The 19,168-nt window shown below is 45.1% G+C and carries 11 protein-coding genes, 2 tRNA genes and 3 rRNA genes; 10 read left to right on the top strand and 6 right to left on the bottom strand.

Translation table 11 applies throughout. The features are described from left to right. The first annotated feature begins 43 nt into the window (after positions 1-43). The 4 genes from MusilaSJ_RS13870 (at position 44) to MusilaSJ_RS13855 (ending at position 3,825) form a co-directional block, all read left to right on the top strand. Positions 44-877, top strand: a complete 834-nt coding sequence (locus MusilaSJ_RS13870; protein WP_274985565.1) for a universal stress protein — start codon at positions 44-46, stop codon at positions 875-877. A gap of 247 nt (positions 878-1,124) precedes the next feature. Then, positions 1,125-2,612, top strand: coding sequence for an alpha-amylase (locus tag MusilaSJ_RS13865; protein ID WP_274985564.1), 1,488 nt, complete (start codon positions 1,125-1,127; stop codon positions 2,610-2,612). Between the two features lie 58 nt (positions 2,613-2,670). After that, positions 2,671-2,970, top strand: a complete 300-nt coding sequence (locus MusilaSJ_RS13860; protein WP_274985563.1) for a GNAT family N-acetyltransferase — start codon at positions 2,671-2,673, stop codon at positions 2,968-2,970. A 3-nt stretch (positions 2,971-2,973) separates the two neighbouring features. Then, complete coding sequence (locus MusilaSJ_RS13855; RefSeq protein ID WP_274985562.1) at positions 2,974-3,825, top strand: NAD-dependent epimerase/dehydratase family protein; 852 nt, start codon at positions 2,974-2,976, stop codon at positions 3,823-3,825. A 54-nt stretch (positions 3,826-3,879) separates the two neighbouring features. On the opposite strand, the gene MusilaSJ_RS13850 is transcribed toward MusilaSJ_RS13855, so the two are convergent. The 3 genes from MusilaSJ_RS13850 to MusilaSJ_RS13840 all read right to left on the bottom strand — a co-directional run bounded on the left by MusilaSJ_RS13850 (position 3,880) and on the right by MusilaSJ_RS13840 (position 7,212). After that, positions 3,880-4,338: a hypothetical protein gene (locus MusilaSJ_RS13850; RefSeq protein WP_274985561.1), complete on the bottom strand. Its 459-nt coding sequence runs from the start codon at positions 4,336-4,338 to the stop codon at positions 3,880-3,882. Between the two features lie 105 nt (positions 4,339-4,443). Next, positions 4,444-5,211 carry an SDR family NAD(P)-dependent oxidoreductase gene (locus MusilaSJ_RS13845; RefSeq protein WP_274985560.1) on the bottom strand — a complete coding sequence of 256 codons (768 nt, stop codon included), beginning with the start codon at positions 5,209-5,211 and terminating at the stop codon, positions 4,444-4,446. Between the two features lie 285 nt (positions 5,212-5,496). Further along, positions 5,497-7,212 carry an IlvD/Edd family dehydratase gene (locus MusilaSJ_RS13840; protein WP_274985559.1) on the bottom strand — a complete coding sequence of 572 codons (1,716 nt, stop codon included), beginning with the start codon at positions 7,210-7,212 and terminating at the stop codon, positions 5,497-5,499. 997 nt (positions 7,213-8,209) lie between these two features. Here MusilaSJ_RS13840 and MusilaSJ_RS13835 point away from each other — a divergent pair. The 5 genes from MusilaSJ_RS13835 to rrf all read left to right on the top strand — a co-directional run bounded on the left by MusilaSJ_RS13835 (position 8,210) and on the right by rrf (position 13,674). Continuing rightward, a 16S ribosomal RNA gene (locus tag MusilaSJ_RS13835) occupies positions 8,210-9,730 on the top strand. Between the two features lie 213 nt (positions 9,731-9,943). Further along, positions 9,944-10,018, top strand: a tRNA-Ile gene (locus MusilaSJ_RS13830). 98 nt (positions 10,019-10,116) lie between these two features. Beyond that, positions 10,117-10,193: transfer RNA gene (locus MusilaSJ_RS13825), tRNA-Ala, on the top strand. Positions 10,194-10,437: 244 nt separating this feature from the next. Further along, positions 10,438-13,317: ribosomal RNA gene (locus MusilaSJ_RS13820) — 23S ribosomal RNA — on the top strand. Between the two features lie 245 nt (positions 13,318-13,562). Continuing rightward, positions 13,563-13,674, top strand: a 5S ribosomal RNA gene (rrf, locus tag MusilaSJ_RS13815). Together the 16S, 23S and 5S rRNA genes with 2 tRNA genes alongside form the textbook arrangement of a ribosomal RNA operon. Before the next feature lie 142 nt (positions 13,675-13,816). Here the strand turns inward: rrf and MusilaSJ_RS13810 are convergent. Next, positions 13,817-14,800: an ISAon1 family transposase gene (locus tag MusilaSJ_RS13810; protein WP_446725115.1), complete on the bottom strand. Its 984-nt coding sequence runs from the start codon at positions 14,798-14,800 to the stop codon at positions 13,817-13,819. Beyond that, positions 14,793-15,149 carry an ISAon1 family transposase N-terminal region protein gene (locus tag MusilaSJ_RS13805; RefSeq protein WP_274985558.1) on the bottom strand — a complete coding sequence of 119 codons (357 nt, stop codon included), beginning with the start codon at positions 15,147-15,149 and terminating at the stop codon, positions 14,793-14,795. Before MusilaSJ_RS13805 ends, MusilaSJ_RS13810 begins: the two co-directional genes overlap by 8 nt. A gap of 599 nt (positions 15,150-15,748) precedes the next feature. Between MusilaSJ_RS13805 and MusilaSJ_RS13800 the strand changes: the two genes are divergently transcribed. After that, on the top strand, positions 15,749-18,070 hold the full coding sequence (locus MusilaSJ_RS13800; protein WP_274985557.1) for a glycoside hydrolase family 31 protein: 2,322 nt from the start codon (positions 15,749-15,751) through the stop codon (positions 18,068-18,070). Positions 18,071-18,369: 299 nt separating this feature from the next. Here MusilaSJ_RS13800 and MusilaSJ_RS13795 read toward each other — a convergent pair whose 3' ends face one another. Beyond that, on the bottom strand, positions 18,370-19,140 hold the full coding sequence (locus MusilaSJ_RS13795) for a TerC family protein (RefSeq protein ID WP_274985556.1): 771 nt from the start codon (positions 19,138-19,140) through the stop codon (positions 18,370-18,372). Positions 19,141-19,168: the final 28 nt, after the last annotated feature.

Below are 19,168 nucleotides of genomic sequence, written 5' to 3'. Positions count from 1 at the left end.
AGCGTTAAGCGCACGGGTCTCGTACGTACCTAAATTGTTTGTTATGAAAACTATATTAATACCCGTAGATTTTTCCGACACCAATGCCAACGCCATAAAATATGCAGCCGACATGGGTTGTGATATGCCGGTAAAGAAAATTATCCTGCTTAAAAGTTACTATACATCGGTATATGAACAGATCCTTCCTTCGCCCGATTTTTTACTGATAAGCGCTGATGATATTGAAAATGAGCGGCAAAAAATAGAAGTTCAGCTTAAGGAGCTGATGAAAAAGCTGAAAAACCGCTGTCACGAAAATATTGAGATAGAAACGGTAGTTAGCACTGAGCCTATCGTTAGGGCTATACACAATGTAGTTGAAGATCAGCACCCCGACCTGATGATAGTTGGCGGCGATATGGGGCACGAGTTAAGTATGATTGGCGAACAGATTATCGAAATTGCAAAAAGCAGCCCGGTAAAAGTGTTGGTTATTCCGCCTGATTGTAACTATCAGAAAATAGAGCAGGCACTGGTACCCTGTGACTTGGAAGCCGTAGCCCGGCTCGGCGTTTTAAAAGGCCTTAACACGTCACACAGCTGGCTTAACCCAAAGCTGATGCTTCTTTATGTCGACCCGAAGAAAAAACATATTGGCAGGGAGGCCGAATTTGAAGCATCGGTAAAACAACTGGTTAATTGTTATGAATGTAAGCTTCACTATTCGGAGGATAAAAATATTGTACGGGGCATACTCAATTTTGCTACAGAACAGCAAGTACAATTGATCATTGCCCTGCCGGGCAAACACAGCTTTTTTTATAATTTAACCCACAGCAGCATAACCGAAGCTTTGTCTTTAAATGCCAGGCACCCGATATTGATCCTTAAATAAGATTTCTAATCCGGAAATAGCTCTAAATGTGTTAAAACCGGGGTATTACAGTGACCGTATCGGCGTGCTTATTGACGAAAACGACTGTAATAAACCATTGCCCGGATAGTGCCATACAAAACATCCGCCAGGTTCATGCCGGTAAACAGGTTCATAATGATTTAACATCGAGGTTAAGCCGGGATAAAACCTTTCTGTTTATATTTAGTTAAGTAGTCATTTATAATTAGCTTACTTAATTAAAAGCATGGAAAATTTTACAATGCTGCAGTTTTTTGAATGGTATTACCCCGCCGGAGGCAGATTGTGGAATCAGTTAAAAAATGATGCAGAAAATCTGAAGAAAAAAGGGATCGATTCGGTATGGCTTCCGCCGGCTTATAAAGCGGCAAGCGGAGGGCTCTCGGCCGGGTACGATGTTTACGATATTTATGATCTTGGCGAGTTTGACCAGAAAGGTACAATCGCAACAAAATACGGCACCAAACAAGAATATCTCGATGCCATAGCTGCGGCGCAAAAAGCCCAATTAAAGGTTTATGTTGATGTGGTACTTAACCATATGGGCGGTGCTGATGAAATTGAAAAGGTGAACGCCCGCAAGGTTGACCCCGCCAACCGGAACGAGTTTATTAGCGAGGTTTACGAAATAGGTGCATATACCAAATTCACTTTCCCGGGCCGCAAGGGAAAATATTCCAAATTTATATGGGACTGGCAGTGCTTTTCGGGTATTGATTATGATGCCTATAAAAAGGAAACGGCCATATTCAGCATCCAGAACCAATATGGCGAAGGCTGGGAAGATGTACTTGACGACGAAAACGGCAATTTTGATTACCTCATGCTTTCAGACATCGACACCCGTAACCCAAGCGTACGGGAGGAACTGAAAAAGTGGGGCAAATGGTATTTTAAAACCGCAAAATTTAATGGCTTCAGGCTTGATGCCATTAAACATATGGATCATGGCTTTTACAACGAATGGCTTGATTATATGCGCAATGAGTTTAAGCACGAATTTTTTACCGTTGGCGAGTATTGGTCCTATGAGTTGCCTAAACTATTGAAATACATCGATGCCACAGAGGGGCGGATGTCGCTTTTTGATACCCCGTTGCACGATAATTTTCATCATGCTTCAAGAGGTGGAAAAGATTATGATCTTACCACTATTTTTAACAACACACTTGTTGGGGTAAGGCCCGAACTTGCCGTTTCTTTTGTCGAAAACCATGATACCCAACCGCTTCAATCGCTGGAGCAGCCAATTGAACAATGGTTTAAGCCGCTTGGTTATGCTTTGATCCTGTTGCGTGAAGCCGGTTACCCATGCGTTTTTTATGCCGATATGTACGGCGCAAAATATACAGACAAGGGCGGCGACGGCGAAGATCATGAAATAGAACTGCCTGTTGTTGAAGAACTGGAAACTATGCTTTATGTAAGGAAAAATATGGCTTATGGAATCCAGCGAGATTATTTTGACCACCCAAATTGTATAGGCTGGACCCGTGAAGGTGATACAAATCATGAAAATTCAGGTTGCGCTGTGGTAATTTCAAACAGTGAGGATGGTTGTAAGGAGATGGAGATTGGAGCAGGGCATGCAGGCAAAGTGTTTGTTGATTACCTGGATAAGCACGATGGCGAAGAGGTAGTGATCTCTGCCGATGGCTGGGCCGAGTTTAAAGTTAAAGCGGGATCGTTATCGGTTTGGGGAATTAAGAAGTAATTTCTGTTAAACGGGGCGAACATTTTATACATTTGTTTACCCCGTAATATACATTACTATGAAATACGAAGAAATCCCCCTGGTAAATAATGAGGGCATCCACAATTTTGAATTGACCGTTGAAGGCTACCGTGCTTTTATCGACTACAAAAAAAAGGACGATAAAATTTACCTCATCCATACCGAAGTGCCGGTTGAGCTGGAAGGCAAAGGCGTGGCATCGGCCATTGTTGAAAAAACATTCAACTATATCGAACAGAATAACCTGAAACTGGTGCCGCTTTGTGTTTACGTGGCTTCGTACCTGAAACGCCACCCCGAGTGGTCCCGGATATTGGCTATTGCGCCCGGTCATTAACTTATGCGGGTTTTAGTTACTGGTTCATCGGGCAGGTTAGGGGCGGTTACGGTTCAACATTTGCGCACTCATGGGCATGATGTTACCGGCACAGATCTGATCCCGGCTGAAACTACTGATGCATTGATCGATATTTTAAATAAAGATGCTGTTTTAGCTATTACCCAAAATATCGATGCAATTATTCATACTGCCGCTATCCACGGTAAGCATTATGAATTGAACTATCCGCGCGAAGCTTTCATCGACGTAAATATTTATGGTACGCTCAATTTGCTCAATGCCTGCGTTACAAATGGCATATCTAAATTATTATATACCAGCACCACATCTATTTATGGCGATGCAATGGTAGATAAAGAAAAGGCTGTTTGGGTTGATGAAGAACTGCCCATTAAACCACGTGATATTTACGATATCACCAAGCAAACGGCCGAACAGCTTTGTAAAGATTTTTTTTACCGCGAAGGTTTACAGGCATCGGTTTACAGAGTTGGCCGGTTTCTGCCCGAAACAGATAACCTCAAACTAAATCATCGCCTGTATCGCGGCCTTGATGAACGTGACGGTGCCGAAGGATTACGTTTGGCCCTCGATCAAACTTTCCCGGAATTCGAGATTTTTAACATTATCAGTAGTTCTCCTTTTAAAAAGGATGAGCTTATACAATTAAAACATAATCCTCTCGACGTAATAAAAAAGCATTATCCGCAGGCAGAAAGTATTTATCAATCAAAAGGCTGGACATTTCCGAAAAGTATCGACAGGGTTTACGTAACCGATAAGGCTAAACGATATTTTGGTTATGAACCAAAGTTTACGTTTGATTATCTGCTGAATAACCTCGAACTGTGATAAGACTTGCGAAGTTTTCAAAACTTCGCAAGTCTGTTCTTGCTACAATATTAATTAAAGGATATCTAAAAGCATACTGTTAGCAACACCTTTTATCATACTAATTTTTAACAGGAATTGAATCAAGAGAGCAGAGCCTATAAAGAGTGCAGGTGGTGCTCCAAAAATGGCGCCTAACAAGCAGATGGATAACAATATAATTTCAAAAAATACATCAAAGTAATAAGTCAGTTGAATTGTTGCCCCTTTTTCTGATGTCAAAATTTCAAACTGGCCTTCTTGCATCATTTTAAATCCTTTTTCTCCTCTGAGACTCCATCTATTATCCCCGGTATCATCAAACTTGATCATTGAATCGGTAACCCTAATAACTTTATAACCTGAGTTAGTTAATACCTCAACAATAGTTTCCTTCAGGTTTTGGGGATCAAGGTTTGTTCCCTGCCGGATTGTGAATTTTATTTTCGCTGCGTCTAAATGATCTAATTTCTTAGTGTGATAGGTTTTTGCCAACAAATTTAATCCGAAAATCCTTTTGGTTGGATATTTTATTAATCTGGCCGGAACAGTTAATGCTTTGTTAACAGAGATGAAACCACTCACCTAATCAACCATTCACTAAAAGGGAGAAGTACTAACCGCCGTCCATCCGCCATCAACTACCAAATTTTGCCCGGTAATGTGCCTTGCATCTGGCGAAACCAAAAACAACACCGCGTTTGCCACATCTTCAACAGTTGCGGCACGCCCCATGGGGGTGATGCGGGCCCAGGTTTTTTGATACCCGGCATCTTCCATAGTGCGCTCGGTAAGGGTGGCACCGGGGGCCACGGTATTCACGGTAATTTGATGTTGTGATAGTTCAACCACCAGGCTTTTGGCCAGCATTTCGAGGGCTGCTTTAGTCATACCGTAAGCGGCAAGGTCCTGATGGGCTTGGTGCCCCGTAACCGAGGACATGAACAGGATACTGCCCCCGCTTTTTTGTTTAACAATTTGCCTGGCTGCCCTTTGCGCTAAAAAGAAACTGCCCTGCAAATTAACATTCATTACACTTTGCAGTGATTGGGCGGGGTAATTCAAAAAATCGCCAAACAAAGTGATCCCGGCATTGGCAACGGCAATGGTAAGTTTGCCATAACGCTGTACCGCTTCATCAACCATTTGCTGTATAAAATCAATGTCCGAAGCATCACCGGCTATCTGGTAACAATTACCGCCGAGCCCGTTAATGGTATCGGATGCCTGAACAGCCAGTTCCTCACTCAAATCATTCAATAATACAGCCGCACCGGCAAGGCTTAGCTGTTTAGCTATTTCAAAACCTATCCCTTGCCCGGCACCGGTTACTACAGCTACCTGTCCGTTAAATTTATCAGTTATCATTTTTAGGTTGATGGTTGGTTAACTAATTACTGGCTGTCATGCTGAGCATGTCGAAGCATGGTGGGCGGGCCTCTGCGCGCGAGTCTCCGACAGGCTACCCATGACAACTTCAAACGGGTGTCATACTGAGCTCGTCGAAGTATGGCGGGCAGGCCTCTCCGCACGAGTCTTCGACAGGCTCAGACTGACAGGCCCTCTTTTGTCATTTCCCCTTCAGAGGCCGCTGGATTTAAACACTCAGACTGACAAGCCCTCGCTCAAAGCTTATTTGTTATTTTGTCTCTCTCAATGCGAATCCCTCAAAACCTCACTCCCCGAGCTCCCTCTTAAAAAATCAAGATCAGCCCCCAGATGTGCTTGCTCTACATGCGTTTGGTATAAATAAGTATATCCGCGTTTGCTGATATTGTTATTTAATGCCAGCTTTGATTTTCTTTCGGCAATTTCTTCATCACTAACCTCAAGGTGCAGTGTACCGGCGGGTACATCAAGTTTAATTATATCGCCATCCTGTACTATAGCCAATGTTCCCCCGATTGCAGCTTCGGGCGATACATGCAGTATTACCGTGCCAAAGCCGGTACCGCTCATCCGCCCGTCCGAGATGCGTACCATATCGGTAATACCCTGATCCGCCAATTTTTTAGGAATAAGCATGTTGCCAACTTCGGGCATACCGGGGTAGCCTTTTGGTCCTGCATTTTTTAATACCAGCATGCTGTCTTTATCCACATCAAGTTCCGGATCATTGATACGATGGTTAAAATCCTCTATATTTTCAAATACCACGGCCTTACCGGTATGCTGCAGTAAATGGGGGCTTGCCGCCGATGGCTTGATCACCGCCCCGTTTTGGCAAAGGTTACCTTTTAGTACGGTAATGCCCGCTGCCGGGTTAAAGGGATTATCAACAGATGCTATTAGCTCACGGTTAAAACATTCGCTGTTTTCATAGTTGCGTAAGATGGGATGCCCGCTTACGGTTATAGTATCGCTGTTTAATTGCTCATGAAGTTCTTTCATTAAGGCCGGCAAACCTCCTGCATAATAAAAGTCCTCCATAAAATATTTACCAGACGGCTGTAGATTGGCCAGCAGCGGTATTTTACGGGCCGAAGTATTGAAATCGTCCATATTTAAATCAACCCCGATCCGGCCCGCTATGGCCAGCAGGTGAATAATAAAATTGGTAGAGCCGCCAATAGCCGCATTAACGGTGATGGCATTTTCAAAAGCCTGCCGGGTCAGGATGTCTGAAGGTTTCAGATCTTCATGCACCATATCAACAATGCGATTGCCTGATAGGTGCGCCAATACTTTACGACGAGAGTCGGCCGCAGGGATAGCAGCGTTCTCGGCCAGTGAAAGCCCCAGTGATTCAACCATGCAAGCCATGGTTGATGCCGTGCCCATTACTGCACAATGTCCCTGGCTCCGGGCCATGCAGGCTTCGGCAGTATAAAGGTCTTCATCGTTCATTTGCCCGGTTTGATGATCGGCGAAAAAACGCCAGATATCCGATGTGCCGATATCCCGGCCCCGGTATTTCCCTGTTAACATAGCCCCGCCCGATACTACTATGGTTGGAATATTTACGCTGCAGGCTCCCATTACCAGTGCAGGCGTGGTTTTATCACAGCCGCAAAGCAGCACCACGCCATCAAGCGGATTTGCGCGGATACTCTCTTCCACATCCATACTTACCAGGTTTCGGTATAGCATGGCAGTAGGTTTAACCAAAGTTTCGCCTAATGACATCACCGGGAATTCAACGGGATATCCACCGGCTTCATAAATGCCGTTTTTTACAGATTGGGCTAATTCCCGGAAATGGGCATTGCAGGGTGTAAGCTCCGACCATGTATTGCAGATGCCGATCACCGGCTTCCCCTGCAACTGATGTGCCGGGATGCCCTGGTTTTTCATCCAGGCGCGGTATATGAAGCCATCCTTGCCTTTTTTACCAAACCATTGCCGGCTCCGCAGCGGTTTTTCCTCCATTATATAAGATGCGTTGTGTTTTGAATTGGTTGTTTAACAAATATAGATTTCTATAAATCGTTTTAGGCATTGTAAATGAAAAGTTAGAGAAATAGTATGCCGGAGGTAGACAAGTCATCGTTGGCAGAGTTTCCGGCGGTTGTCTTCCTAAGTATATAGTGGAGGTTTGCAACTGGATAAGTTATCTATAGCCCGGATGTTGATGACTCGTGATTTTTGTAAGTATTAATTGTGTGCTCAAAACAGCAAGTTGAATGAGGGCGTTGCCTTCGGCCGGGCTATTCGCTCATACGCCTGCAGGCTTTGCGCTCGTTGGCCGGTACCCGCTGCTATCCCTAACGCTGGTTTTCGAGGCTTGTATAACTTTTTCTTATTGAAGAATAGGGAGTTATAGGAAGATAGGAGAAAATAGGTAGAAATAATTTGGAGAGGGCATAAAAGTGGCTACCTTTGCAGCCCGCAAACGAGGAAATGAGTTAGCGGGTTAGTACATTAAAAGGATAGAAAAGTAAAGGAAAAAAAGATTAAAATCTTTTTTGTGGGAATGAAAAAAAATCCACACCTTTGCAGCCCGCAAATGAGGAAAAGACGAGAGGGAAGCGGGGCTGAAACTTTAAAAAATAAATAAAAAAAAGTTTTGGAAATAAAGAAAAGGTTTCTACCTTTGCAGCCCCAAGCGGGAGAGAAGTTTAAAAGCTTCTAAAGAAAAGAGGATGAGGGTTTTAGGCCATCGGAATCAAGAGAGCCGAAAGCGATTTTCGGGGAAACAAACTGACAAGTTAAGCGATGTAAATTGCGACAACATAATAGCTGAACTGGATAGGGAAGCGAGGAAGTTCTTTTAAGAAATGGAAATCATGTAGCGTAACGGGAGATCAACCAAAGCTAAGGCGAAGGGAGATTGAAGAGTTACAAAAAAAGAAGAGAGACTGTATAAAGATATATAATACAGATTCTATTAATTAATAATAGGGTCAGTGGTTAAACAAAACATTTTACAATGGAGAGTTTGATCCTGGCTCAGGATGAACGCTAGCGGCAGGCCTAATACATGCAAGTCGGACGGGATTGAGGGGCTTGCCCTTCATGAGAGTGGCGCACGGGTGCGTAACACGTATGTAACCTACCTTAGTCAGGGGGATAGCCTCTCGAAAGAGAGATTAAGACCGCATAACATTATGCTGTGGCATCGCAGGATAATCAAATATTTATAGGACTAAGATGGGCATGCGCAACATTAGCTAGTTGGTGTGGTAACGGCATACCAAGGCGACGATGTTTAGGGGATCTGAGAGGATGACCCCCCACACTGGTACTGAGACACGGACCAGACTCCTACGGGAGGCAGCAGTAAGGAATATTGGTCAATGGACGGAAGTCTGAACCAGCCATGCCGCGTGCAGGAAGACGGCCCTACGGGTTGTAAACTGCTTTTGCAGGGGAATAAACCTTCTTACGAGTAAGAAGTTGAATGTACCTTGAGAATAAGGATCGGCTAACTCCGTGCCAGCAGCCGCGGTAATACGGAGGATCCAAGCGTTATCCGGATTTATTGGGTTTAAAGGGTGCGTAGGCGGCTTTTTAAGTCAGGGGTGAAAGACGGTAGCTCAACTATCGCAGTGCCCTTGATACTGAAGAGCTTGAATGTACTTGAGGTAGGCGGAATGTGACAAGTAGCGGTGAAATGCATAGATATGTCACAGAACACCAATTGCGAAGGCAGCTTACTAAAGTATGATTGACGCTGAGGCACGAAAGCGTGGGGATCAAACAGGATTAGATACCCTGGTAGTCCACGCCCTAAACGATGAACACTCGATGTTGGCGATATACGGTCAGCGTCTAAGCGAAAGCGTTAAGTGTTCCACCTGGGGAGTACGCCCGCAAGGGTGAAACTCAAAGGAATTGACGGGGGCCCGCACAAGCGGAGGAGCATGTGGTTTAATTCGATGATACGCGAGGAACCTTACCCGGGCTTGAAAGTTAGTGAATGTGACAGAGACGTCACAGTTCTTCGGAACACGAAACTAGGTGCTGCATGGCTGTCGTCAGCTCGTGCCGTGAGGTGTTGGGTTAAGTCCCGCAACGAGCGCAACCCCTATGTTTAGTTGCCAGCATTTAAGGTGGGGACTCTAAACAGACTGCCTATGCAAATAGAGAGGAAGGAGGGGACGACGTCAAGTCATCATGGCCCTTACGTCCGGGGCTACACACGTGCTACAATGGATGGTACAGAGGGCAGCTACCTGGCAACAGGATGCCAATCTCTTAAAGCCATTCACAGTTCGGATCGGGGTCTGCAACTCGACCCCGTGAAGTTGGATTCGCTAGTAATCGCGTATCAGCAATGACGCGGTGAATACGTTCCCGGGCCTTGTACACACCGCCCGTCAAGCCATGGAAGCTGGAAGTGCCTGAAGTGCGTAACCGCAAGGAGCGTCCTAGGGTAAAGTCGGTAACTGGGGCTAAGTCGTAACAAGGTAGCCGTACCGGAAGGTGTGGCTGGAATACCTCCTTTCTGGAGCAGTATCTCTGAGTGACTCGGAACTGTTCGCTACATGATAATTTCTTAAAACACAAACAAAAAGACAAAAGGAAACCCAGAAGATGAAGCCATCTGTGGAATGTGCAAACGAAAGTAGGCACAGGACAAGTGGCAGTAAGCAGTGGCAGCAGCAGTAGGCAGAAAAGTCCTGCAAACTGCAACTGATAACTGCAACTAAAAACAAATAGTCCTGTAGCTCAGCTTGGTTAGAGCACTACACTGATAATGTAGGGGTCAGCAGTTCAAATCTGCTCGGGACTACAAGAGGCAATTAGCGAATTAGAGAATGAGTGAGTTAGTGAATTGAAAAGGATCACTAATTCAAAAAATCACTAAATCACTAATTGATCGCATCCTTCGGGGGATTAGCTCAGCTGGCTAGAGCACCTGCCTTGCACGCAGGGGGTCAACGGTTCGAATCCGTTATTCTCCACCAAGTATTCTACAGTAACTATAATATAGGTTACGCTACAGATGAAAACTAACGTTCTTTGACATATTGGAAGAAGTAATTGAAAACAAGAGAAAACAACAGATAGGAAGTTTTTTCAGTTCAATGGTTCATTAGTAAATTAGTTCATTGGTAGCAATACTGCTTGGACAAATGAACGAGTGAACAAATGAACGAATCAACTAACTAAAATAAAGACATACCTTGCGGCGCAAAAGGCGCAAGAGTAGAAGAAAGTAAGAAAGGGTACACGGGGGATGCCTTGGCTCTCAGAGGCGAAGAAGGACGTGATAAGCTGCGATAAGCTGCGGGGATTAGCAAATATGATTTGATCCGCAGATTTCCGAATGGGGAAACCTAGTTAGTTGAAGACTAACTGCATAAATGCGCTAACCTGCCGAACTGAAACATCTAAGTAAGCAGAGGAAGAGAAAACAAAAGTGATTTCCAGAGTAGTGGCGAGCGAAATGGAAGAAGCCCAAACCTATACTGTTACGGCAGTATGGGGGTTGTAGGACCACAACATGAATACTAAACAGAACCGGAACGGGGTGGGAAACCCGGCCATAGAGCATGAGAGCTGCGTACGGGTAATGAATAGTAGGATAGTGGTATCCTGAGTACCGCGAGGTCGGAGACGCCTTGTGGGAATTTGCCGGCACCATCCGGTAAGGCTAAATACTCCTGAGAGACCGATAGTGAACCAGTACCGTGAGGGAAAGGTGAAAAGAACCCCGAACAGGGGAGTGAAATAGAACCTGAAACCGTGTACTTACAAGCGGTCGGAGCAGAGTAATCTGTGACGGCGTGCCTTTTGCATAATGAGCCTACGAGTTACTCTTCCCTGGCAAGGTTAAGTGTTTAAGACACGGATCCGAAGCGAAAGCGAGTCTGAAAAGGGCGTATAGTCAGGGGAGGTAGACGCGAAACCTTGTGATCTACCCATGGGCAGGTTGAAGGTGCCGTAACAGGTACTGGAGGACCGAACCGATAAACGTTGAAAAGTTTCCGGATGACTTGTGGGTAGGGGTGAAAGGCTAATCAAACTGGGAAATAGCTCGTACTCCCCGAAATGTTTTTAGGAACAGCCTGGCGGTTGAGTTATAAAGAGGTAGAGCTACTAATTGGGTGCGGGGGAGTCAAATCCTACCAAATCCAGATAAACTCCGAATGCTTTATAATATACGCTGGAGTGAGGCTATGGGTGCTAAGGTCCATGGCCGAGAGGGAAAGAACCCAGACCATCAGCTAAGGTCCCTAAATTATTGCTAAGTTGAACTAACGAGGTCCGATTGCACAGACAGCTAGGATGTTGGCTTGGAAGCAGCCATTCATTTAAAGAGTGCGTAACAGCTCACTAGTCGAGCGATCGGGCATGGATAATAAACGGGCATCAAGCAGTATACCGAAGCTATGGATTCATATTAATATGACTGGTAGGGGAGCATTCTATTTGTCGGAGAAGCAGGAAGGTAACTGACTGTGGAGGGAATAGAAAAGCAAATGTAGGCATAAGTAACGATAAGGCGGGAGAGAAACCCGCCCACCGAAAGACTAAGGTTTCCTGATCAACGCTAATCGGATCAGGGTTAGTCGGGGCCTAAGGTGAAGCCGACAGGCGTAGCCGATGGACAACTGGTTAATATTCCAGTACTTTTTATTACTGCGATGCGGTGACGGAGTAGTGACACTGACGCGAACTGACGGAATAGTTCGTTAAAGGCTGTAGGTATAGAGTTTGTAGTTAAGTACGCAGACTTTGCTGAAAGCTGATAGTACACCGAATCTTCGGACAAGGTGATAGTTCAGGTAATCAGACTTCCAAGAAAACCCGCTAAGCTTCAGGTAATAAAAACCCGTACCGTAAACCGACACAGGTAGTCGAGGAGAGAATCCTAAGGTGCTCGAGTGAATCATGGCTAAGGAACTCGGCAAAATGGCCCTGTAACTTCGGGAGAAGGGGCGCTGGCAGCAATGTCAGCCGCAGTGAAAAGGCCCAGGCGACTGTTTAACAAAAACACATGGCTATGCAAAATCGCAAGATGACGTATATGGCCTGACACCTGCCCGGTGCTGGAAGGTTAAGAGGGGATGTTAGTCGCAAGGCGAAGCATTGAATCGAAGCCCCAGTAAACGGCGGCCGTAACTATAACGGTCCTAAGGTAGCGAAATTCCTTGTCGGGTAAGTTCCGACCTGCACGAATGGTGTAACGATCTGGGCGCTGTCTCAGCCATGAGCTCGGTGAAATTGTGGTATCGGTGAAGACGCCGGTTACCCGCAACGGGACGGAAAGACCCCATGCACCTTCACTATAGCTTAACATTGATATCGGATACAGGATGTGTAGGATAGGTGGGAGACTGTGATCCAGCTTCGCTAGGAGTTGGTTAGTCAACGTTGAAATACCACCCTTTCTGTATTTGGTGTCTAACTCTACGATGTGGAGAACATTGTTTGGCGGGTAGTTTGACTGGGGTGGTCGCCTCCAAAAAGGTAACGGAGGCTTTCAAAGGTAAGCTCAGTACGCTTGGTAACCGTACGCGGAGTGCAATAGCAAAAGCTTGCTTGACAGTGAGACAGACAAGTCGAGCTGGGTCGAAAGACGGATATAGTGATCCGGTGGTTCTGCATGGAAGGGCCATCGCTCAAAGGATAAAAGGTACGCTGGGGATAACAGGCTGATCTCCCCCAAGAGCTCATATCGACGGGGAGGTTTGGCACCTCGATGTCGGCTCGTCACATCCTGGGGCTGGAGAAGGTCCCAAGGGTTGAGCTGTTCGCTCATTAAAGTGGCACGCGAGCTGGGTTCAGAACGTCGCGAGACAGTTCGGTCCCTATCTGTTGTGGGCGCAGGAAGTTTGAGTGGGGCTGACCTTAGTACGAGAGGACCGGGTTGGACTAACCTCTGGTGAATCTGTTATGCCGCCAGGTGTACTGCAGAGTAGCTACGTTGGGAATAGATAAGCGCTGAAAGCATCTAAGTGCGAAACTAGCCACAAGATGAGACTTCCATAGAGGGTCGTAGGAGACTACTACGTTGATAGGTTACAGGTATAAAGGTGGTGACATCATAGCCGAGTAATACTAATTGCCCGAAGCTTTCTTCGTATCAGAGATCAGAGGTTAGAGATTAAGAGATTAGTCGCTACCTCTGATCCGCGAAAAAAACAGATAAATAACAATGATCTGTTGTTTTCTCTTAACTTCAATCACTTCTTTCAATAATATGTCATTGTTGAGCAAAAAGCTAAAGGCGTAAAGCTTAAAGCGGGGATGCGAAACAAATAAAATAATAAAAGAATTGGCAAAAAAGCTTTGAGCTTTCAGCCTTGAGCATTAAGCTCAAAAGAAATTCAGGTGCCTATATCGGCGGTGTCTACCTCTTCCCATTCCGAACAGAGAAGTCAAGCCCGCCAGAGCCGATGGTACTGCGGTAAAACGTGGGAGAGTAGGTCGGTGCCACCCTTTATCACTTTCAATAGTGCTACAAATGCAAAAGCCTTAGCTAATCACTAAGGCTTTTTGCGTTGATAGGCTTTTCAGTAGCCTGTCTGTCCTGCCACGCTACTATTCGCGGATCAAGGGGAAAAGTTGGGGGGATGAAAGTTTAAGCATAGATTTTAGCAAGTCTGAATAGAAAGAATGAAGTATCTCTTAGACCTCTGAGAGTAGCTCTGAAAGCTTTAACTTTAGCATTGAAAGATTCTGCAGATGCGTTTGTACTTCTGTTATCGAAGAAGTTCAAGATAGATTCATAATGTTGCTGAACGGACCTTGCAACGGTTTTAAAAGCATTAATACCAGAGTCTTCCACCTCATTATACCATATAGCCAGTTTTTTAAAGGCGATCACTTTGGTTTTACAATTAGTGAATATATTACCTAAGCTGATAGCAAGATTATAAGCTTTGAGCAGTTCCGGATATCTTGAAAAAAGCAGATCAGCCCTTTCCTTTTGTGATAGCGTCCATTTAGATCGATGCTTGAACAGCAAGTATCTGCTTCCGGCGAGTAATTGTTTTAAAGTATCGCCATTACTGAGCACTTCGGGCTGATAGGATTGTTTGTTTTTCCGGGCCTGTTCAATCAGCTTACTTTCCGCATCAAGAGCTTCCCAGCGATATTTTATTCTTGCTTCCTGAACAGCGTCATAAGCCAGCTTTTGTACATGGAATCGGTCCACGACCCGCACAGCATTGCTAAAACATCTGCGTATAGCTTTGATCATGTTTGCCGCCATGTCCATCGTTACCTCCTTTACTTTATTCCTTGACCTTAAGGGTATTTTCTCCAGTACAGCGATGATTTGTTCAGACTGTGTGCCTTTGATCATCGCCACTATGGCTTTTTTATTCCCTTTGGCTTGTTTGTTGGTAACAATGGTATAGAGTTCCCCATTGCTTAACGCGGTTTCATCTATACTCAGATAAGGGCCTGTGTTATCTGCAAACAGCATCAGGTCTTCCGCATGGTCCTTTTGGCTCCAGCTATGAAAATCACTTAGGTGATCTTTGTATTGCTGACCGAGCTGCTTGCCATCTACCTGGTATAACCGGCCTAATAAATGGCTGCTGATCGGGTGATTATCCAAATATTCCTTTTAAAAAAGTGCCGAATTCCGTTGTCATTCGCGCCCCTTTTCTTACTAAATCCCAGTCTCTTGTGATAAGCTCACCACTCGCTTTAACTTCCCATCTGCGCCTTTTTATACATAAGGCTACTTTATGGCCGCGGATAGGAAAATCCTGAATAGCTGTCTCTGGTAAAAAGCCTTTTGACTCTAACTGTGACTTATCATAACCTGATGGAGCAAGGTTCTTCTCCTCCAGATAAATGTTCAACGCTCCATTCTCTGATGAACGGACATCGGTAAGTTCAAAATAGTCTAAAAGGCCTTTTGGTAAGATTAAATGGACAAGGGTTTCGTGGGCTGATGACAAGTGGACGCGTGTTGATTATTATATCCACAAAGCAAACACTTTTTTTTCTCCCCCACAATTTTTCTGCTTGATCCCTATTCGCCCAATAGCCCGGCCGCAGGCACCGACCCGGGTGGAACCCAGGTCCCATTTTTATAGGTGTGAACACTTGTTAAGCCCTGCAGGGTAATTGTATATGATAATCAGTTGGTTATAATCCTGCCAAAATCTCCTTACAACTGGCATTAACAGACTGGTATTGATAACTGCAAGTTATAAACGTCATTCCGTGAGCGGAGCACCCTGTTTTAAAATTGGCACACTAACTATATCGTACCACCATTTTGCTTAAAAACGCGTGGTAAATTGTATCACTTTCAAGATATTTTCAATATCCGGGGCTTATAGTAGCTAACTAATAATTCGACATAAAAAATTACTCCAATTAAAAAAAGTACGCTATATTCACGGTGTCAAATTAAGTGTTAATCTCACACTCAGTATAAACCAAATCAGTGATAGTCATGATGTTTAAACAGTTATCTCATAAAGGCGCAAAAGTTAGGCAATCGATTGCGTGGTTCATTTTTCTTTTGGCTGGCATGTCTGCCATGCCGGCTATGGCAGTTATTAAATCTTTCAAAAAGGCGGCTGATGGCGTTACTTTCACGCTCGACAAAGGTTTGATGAAAGTGCTTATCCGCAGGGACGATATCGTTGAAGTAAAATATACCATCTTTGATGCTTTTGAGACCAAGCCATCATTGGTTGTAAATAATAAATGGGTTCAGCACTCAGCGTACCAGGTTACTGATGGGAAAACCGAGGTGGTTATTACTACGGCAAAGCTGAAAGTAAAGATCAATAAAGCTACCAATGCTATCACCTATACCGATTTGAAGGGTAACGTGATCACTGCCGAAGACAGCGACAATAAATCCATTACTCCGGCAACCATCGCGGGGATCAGCACTTATAACGTTACTACACAATTTGCGTCGCCTAAAGATGAGGCCCTGTTCGGTTTAGGTTGCCATCCTTTAGATTCCATGTCGATCAATTATAAAGGCCGTAACCAGGACCTGGCTATTAAATATCTTACCGGCGCTATCCCAGTACTGTTGTCAACAAAAGGCTATGGCTTGATGTGGGATAACTATTCGGCCAGTAATTTTTATGGTGCCGAAGCGGACAACACTAAATTTAAATATGTATCCGAAAGCGGTAAGCAGGTTGATTATTTCTTTTTTTACGGGCCGGGCTTTGACCATATCATCGATCTTTATCGAACCGCTACCGGTAAGGCGCCGATGTTCGGTAAATGGGCTTATGGCTTGTTTCAGTCGCAGGACAGGTACCTGAGCGAGGACGAGATCCTTACCGTAAAGGATAATTACCGCAATAACCATATCCCGGTTGACGTGATTGTGCAGGATTGGTACTACTGGGACCCATTGCCAATAGGCTCACATGTAATGAAACCGGAACGTTACCCGCATCCGCAAAAACTGGTTGATGCCCTGCACGCGGCCAATATCCACGCCATGATCTCTATCTGGCCGGTTTTTGGTAAAGGCACCCCTAATTATGACGCGCTGAACAAAATGGGAGGTTTAACCGATATCACCTGGGATAACGTGGTTACCCACACTTTTGATACTTATTATGATGCCCATAACCCTAAAGCCCGTGAGCTTTACTGGGACCAGGCCCGCGACAGCCTCATTAAACGTTACGGCTGGGATGCCTGGTGGATTGACCAGTGTGAGCCGGATAATGGTGCTTTACTTGACGCCCGTCGTCAAAGCAATTTTGCTATCGGTAAAGGCATTGATTATTTTAATACCTACTCTTTACAGCATACAAAAGGCGTTTACGAAGGCTGGCGCAGGGATATCCCGGGTAAACGTGCTTTCTTTTTGGTAAGGCAGTCCTTTGCCGGTGAGCAGCGCAACGCCTCTACATTATGGTCGAGCGATATTGAGTGTACTTTTCATGATTTTAAAGATCAGGTACCACAAGGTATTAATGCCTGTACCTCTGGCATCCCTTACTGGACGTCAGACATCGGCGGTTATCATTACCACTGGAAACCTGCCGATTGGTCGCAGCCGGATAAGCGCGAGTTGTTTACCCGCTGGTTCCAGTTCGGTACATTTTGCCCTATTTTCCGCATCCACGGTAAAGGTGAGCGAGCCATCTTCAGCAAAAACTGGGATGAAAATACAAGGTCGATCCTGCTTAATTTTGATAAGCTCCGTTACCGCCTGATGCCATACATTTATTCACTGGCAGGTCGTGTAACTAATGATAATTATACCATTATGCGTTCGCTGGCGTTTGATTACCGCGGCGACAGCAAGGTTTACGGCATTCCTGACCAGTATATGTTCGGGCCGGCCTTTATGGTTAACCCGGTAACCGAACAACTATATACTTCAAGTGATGCAGATAAAAAAGCCAAGGCGCGCCAGGTTTACCTGCCTGCCGCCAGCAAATGGTATAACTTCTGGACAGGCGAACTGCTTGACGGCGGCCAAACCATTAGCGCTGCGGCACCTATCGAGATTTTGCCGTTATATGTAAAAGCAGGTTCAATTATACCAATGGGCCCGGATGTTGAATACGCAACCGAAAAACCAAACAGCAATATTGAGCTTCGCATCTATCCCGGCGCTGATGCTTCATTTAAGTTTTACGAAGATGAAAACGATAACTACAATTACGAGAAAGGACAATCAGCTACATTTAACCTGAACTGGAATGATAAAACCCGTAAGCTTACCATATCAGATACCAAGGGGCATTTCCCCGGCCAGCTGAAAAGCCGCACGTTTAATATTGTGATGGTTAAAGGTGTTCATGGTTCGGATGTAGCTTTAACAGCCAAGGCTGATAAGGTTGTTAAATATACAGGTAAAGCGATGGTAGTGGCGCTATAGTGCGTCATTTGAGTCATTGGGTCATTGATCGAGTTAGCCGCACCCAAACCCTCTCCAAAGGAGAGGACTTTAAAAAATTCCGCTTTTTAAGTCTCCCTTTTTTGGGGAGACTTAAAGGGGGCTAACGCGTTATCTATCCATGACATAATAAAAGAAGAGGTGTCATGCTGAGGTTCTCGAAGCATGGTGGGCAGGCCTCTGCGCGCGAGTCTTCGACGGGCTCAGACTGACAGACCCCTTTGTCATTTCTCCTTCAGGGGTAACCGGATTTTAAATACTCACATTGAGATGTTTTTTTATTATCCTTTCTTCACCACGTTCTTTCCCTTATTTGCTTTCATTTTCAAATTCAGCATCTCTACCAAAACAGAGAATGCCATGGCAAAATAGATATACCCTTTAGGGATATGCTGTTCAAAAGCTTCTGCCAGGAGCGAAACGCCGATCAGCAGCAGGAATGATAGCGCCAGCATTTTTACGGTTGGGTGCTTGTTTACAAATGAGGCTACCCCGTTTGATGCCCACATCATAATGCCTACGGCTATAACAACCGCCAGGATCATGATCTCCACGTGGCTGGCCATTCCTACCGCGGTGATCACCGAGTCGAGCGAGAAAACGATATCCAGCAGCATGATCTGGATGATTGTGCCCCAGAACGAATGTTTTTTTATGGTTCCTCCGTCTTCTTCTTCACCCTCAATTTTATGATGGATCTCGGCAGTACTTTTATAGATCAGGAACAGGCCGCCGATGATCAGGATCAGGTCGCGGCCGGAGATAGCCAGTTTTTCAACCCATTCCGGGCTGGTAATACTCAAAACCGAACTCAGGTTAAACAGGGGGGCGGTAAGCGTCATTACCCAGCTAATGGATAACAACAGCAGGATGCGGGTGATCATGGCCATGCCCAAACCAATCCGCCTGCCCTTGCTTTGCTGGGCGGCAGGCAATTTATCAGACAGGATGGAGATAAATATCACGTTGTCGATCCCTAAAACGATCTCCAAAAGCGTAAGTGTGATCAGGGAGATCCAGGACTCGGCCTGGGCAAACATTTCAAAACTCATAGGTAGCAGGTATTTGTTTTTGCCCAAA

Source organism: Mucilaginibacter sp. SJ (assembly GCF_028993635.1).
Classification (GTDB): domain Bacteria; phylum Bacteroidota; class Bacteroidia; order Sphingobacteriales; family Sphingobacteriaceae; genus Mucilaginibacter.
Note: the sequence above shows the minus strand (reverse complement) of the source record. Positions and strands in the feature narration are given on the sequence as shown.

What these genes read in the sequence shown, in the direction of transcription:
- MusilaSJ_RS13795 (WP_274985556.1), bottom strand. Translation starts at nt 19,140, where the DNA reads ATGAGTTTTGAAATGTTTGCCCAGGCCGAGTCCTGGATCTCCCTGATC.
- MusilaSJ_RS13800 (WP_274985557.1), top strand. Translation starts at nt 15,749, where the DNA reads ATGGCAGTTATTAAATCTTTCAAAAAGGCGGCTGATGGCGTTACTTTC.
- MusilaSJ_RS13865 (WP_274985564.1), top strand. Translation starts at nt 1,125, where the DNA reads ATGGAAAATTTTACAATGCTGCAGTTTTTTGAATGGTATTACCCCGCC.
- MusilaSJ_RS13870 (WP_274985565.1), top strand. Translation starts at nt 44, where the DNA reads ATGAAAACTATATTAATACCCGTAGATTTTTCCGACACCAATGCCAAC.
- MusilaSJ_RS13840 (WP_274985559.1), bottom strand. Translation starts at nt 7,212, where the DNA reads ATGGAGGAAAAACCGCTGCGGAGCCGGCAATGGTTTGGTAAAAAAGGC.
- MusilaSJ_RS13855 (WP_274985562.1), top strand. Translation starts at nt 2,974, where the DNA reads ATGCGGGTTTTAGTTACTGGTTCATCGGGCAGGTTAGGGGCGGTTACG.
- MusilaSJ_RS13860 (WP_274985563.1), top strand. Translation starts at nt 2,671, where the DNA reads ATGAAATACGAAGAAATCCCCCTGGTAAATAATGAGGGCATCCACAAT.
- MusilaSJ_RS13845 (WP_274985560.1), bottom strand. Translation starts at nt 5,211, where the DNA reads ATGATAACTGATAAATTTAACGGACAGGTAGCTGTAGTAACCGGTGCC.